Genomic DNA, 2,310 nt, shown 5'->3' on the forward strand with positions numbered 1-2,310 from the left:
CCTCAGCCTCACCGGCACCACCGTGCAGGCCGGCAACAATGCCGCGTTGCAAGCAGATAACAACCTGTTGCTGCAACCCACAGCGCTGCGTGACGAATCCGGCTTGATGCGCGGCGGCGATACATCGAGTCTGACGGTCGGCGGCAATCTGCAACTGGCCGCCGGCAACGATCTAATCATCCGCCAGGCGCCGGTGAAGGCCGGCGGCGACCTGATGGCAGACCGTGACCTGCCCCCATCGGCCATACCAGTGATTACTGATAAAGCCCGGGGTTGAAGGGTACTGCGTTGTCGCCGGTTTGTGCTCGGTGGTTGGAGGCAAACTGCGCTGGCGGGATGCGACCACAGCTGCTGTGCGGACGTACCTCGTTGAAGTCGCGCCGCCAATCGGCGATGACCTCGCGAGCCTGCATCAGCGACGTGAACCAGTGTTCATTGAGGCATTCATCGCGGAACTTGCCGTTGAAGCTCTCGATGTAGCCGTTCTGCATGGGTTTGCCGGGTTCGATCAGGATGTGTTCGATGCCATGCTGCTGTGCCCAAGCGATGAAGGCGCGGCTGGTGAACTCCGGGCCGTTGTCCGTGCGCACCGCGCGGGGATAGCCTCGGAAGCAGGCGATCTGCTCCAGCACACGCACCACGTAGGCCCCGCTGATGCCATGGTCCACCGCGATGTCAACGCATTCATGGGTGAAGTCGTCGGCGACGGTCAGGCACTTGATGCGGCGGCCACTGGCCAACTGGTCGAAGACGAAGTCCATGCTGATTACCTCGTTGGGATGCCGCGCTGGCCGTAGCTGCTGCCGCTGTGCCGCCGGGAACTTGGCCTTCTTGCGACGGCGCACGCTCAGCTTCGCCTCGCGGTACAGACGGTAGATCCTCTTGTGGTTCACCTGCGGAAACTCCGGGCGCAGCAGGTCGTGCAGGCGGCGATAGCCGAAGCGGCGACGCGCCTGCGCCAGTTCGACCAGCCTGGCCGACAGGGTTTGCGTCGCCGGCGTGGGCCTCGGCGCGTGGCGGAAAGCATCGCGGGAGATCCCCGCAAGGCGACAAGCCCGGCGCTCGCTGATCGACGTCAGCTCGCACATGCGCCGGATTGCCTCGCGCTTGCGTTGCGGGGCTAGCGTTTTACCCCGAACCCGACCTTCAGCGCCTCAATGTCCAGGTGCGCCTCGGCCAGCAACCGCTTCAGGCGGTTGTTCTCCTGCTCCAGCTCCTTCAGGCGCTTCGCGTCTTCGGCCTCCATGCCGCCGTACTTGGCCCGCCACTGGTAAAAGCTGGCCGGGCTGAAGCCGTGCTGGCGGCACAGCTCAGCCACCGCCATCCCGGCATCCGCCTGCTTGATGAACCCGATGATCTGCTCGGTGGTGAAACGACTCTTCTTCATGTCCGTCCTCATAGTTGACGGACTTTACAGCTTCACGTGGTACGGCTCAGCGGGGGCAGGTCAGGCTCATAACTGCGTAAACTGTGCAATTGCAACTGATGCAACCTTGGCAGGAAATCCAGCTTCAGCGCTTCCGATAAATTCAACAGATGGTGTCTCAATCACAGTATTGGAAAAGCAGTTCGGCACAAAATTTTTGTCGGTCCCATCTGCTGAAAGTATCTATCAGAAGATGATTGACATAGGCGCTGGTGCGCGTGGAATTGTATACGGCTCATATGGTCCTGGTCAGCCTGGGAATGTGTTTAATGTTGTAAACCAAAATGGGGGTCATTAGATTTTTGGATGGGCAAACAGGGAAGGCGGCTGACCTTGATAAATTCAAGTCGTTTAAATTTTTGAGGAAAAATTAATGATAGATTTTGAGGAGGCTTTGAAGGTGGTCGTTGGTCACCTGAGTAAGTCCTCAGCGCAGTTGGTGATAACTCACTCTGAAGAGTTTCCTGAGGGGTGGTTGTTTTGCTTCGATTCTAAAGAATATGTTGAAACGGGTGATTTCTCTTTCCATCTCGTTGGAAATGGTCCTATTTTGATTGATAAGGACACCGGCGAATTGCACGTTTTTGGTACGGCATTTCCGCCAAAGGAGTATGTTGAAGAATACTCTTTGAGGAAGAGAGGTAAGTAGCAAGATAAATAGTCGGTGCAAAAGGATCTGGTGGGGCGGGCGGTTTCAATTTGCAAGCGCAACATGTGATTTGAAGCGCGGCATCTGCATCTCATGTTCAGAGCGGCGTACAGGCGGTGCTGACCGCCGGCAGCGTGCCCACCCAGTACCAGCAGATCGATCCTGGCACCGGCCAGGTGCCGCAAGTGGTTGGCGGGGTCGGCGCGCCGCTGGGCAACATCGTGCTGCCGATGGG

At 58.2% G+C, this 2,310-nt stretch carries 3 protein-coding genes; 2 read left to right on the forward strand and 1 reads right to left on the reverse strand.

What is annotated here, in order from left to right; all coding sequences use genetic code 11:
• The coding region (locus tag D588_RS24095; RefSeq protein ID WP_043083577.1) for a hypothetical protein at positions 1-277 on the forward strand (277 nt) is incomplete at its 5' end.
• Here the strand turns inward: D588_RS24095 and D588_RS0105595 are convergent.
• Positions 255-1,387, reverse strand: a protein-coding gene (locus tag D588_RS0105595) for an IS3 family transposase (RefSeq protein ID WP_087963660.1) whose coding sequence is annotated in 2 segments (ribosomal slippage) — positions 255-1,132 and positions 1,132-1,387 — 1,134 coding nt in all. Because the reading frame shifts where the segments join, the coding sequence is not laid out codon by codon here. The two genes, D588_RS24095 and D588_RS0105595, sit on opposite strands and share 23 nt — an antisense overlap.
• 412 nt (positions 1,388-1,799) lie before the next feature.
• Between D588_RS0105595 and D588_RS26415 the strand changes: the two genes are divergently transcribed.
• A complete protein-coding gene (locus tag D588_RS26415) occupies positions 1,800-2,075 on the forward strand; it encodes a YrhB domain-containing protein (RefSeq protein WP_081613484.1) in 276 nt (91 codons plus the stop codon).
• Positions 2,076-2,310 lie beyond the last annotated feature (235 nt).

The organism is Xanthomonas sp. SHU 308 (assembly GCF_000364645.1).
Classification (GTDB): Bacteria; Pseudomonadota; Gammaproteobacteria; order Xanthomonadales; family Xanthomonadaceae; genus Xanthomonas_A; species Xanthomonas_A sontii.

What these genes read in the sequence shown, in the direction of transcription:
- D588_RS26415 (WP_081613484.1), top strand. Translation starts at nt 1,800, where the DNA reads ATGATAGATTTTGAGGAGGCTTTGAAGGTGGTCGTTGGTCACCTGAGT.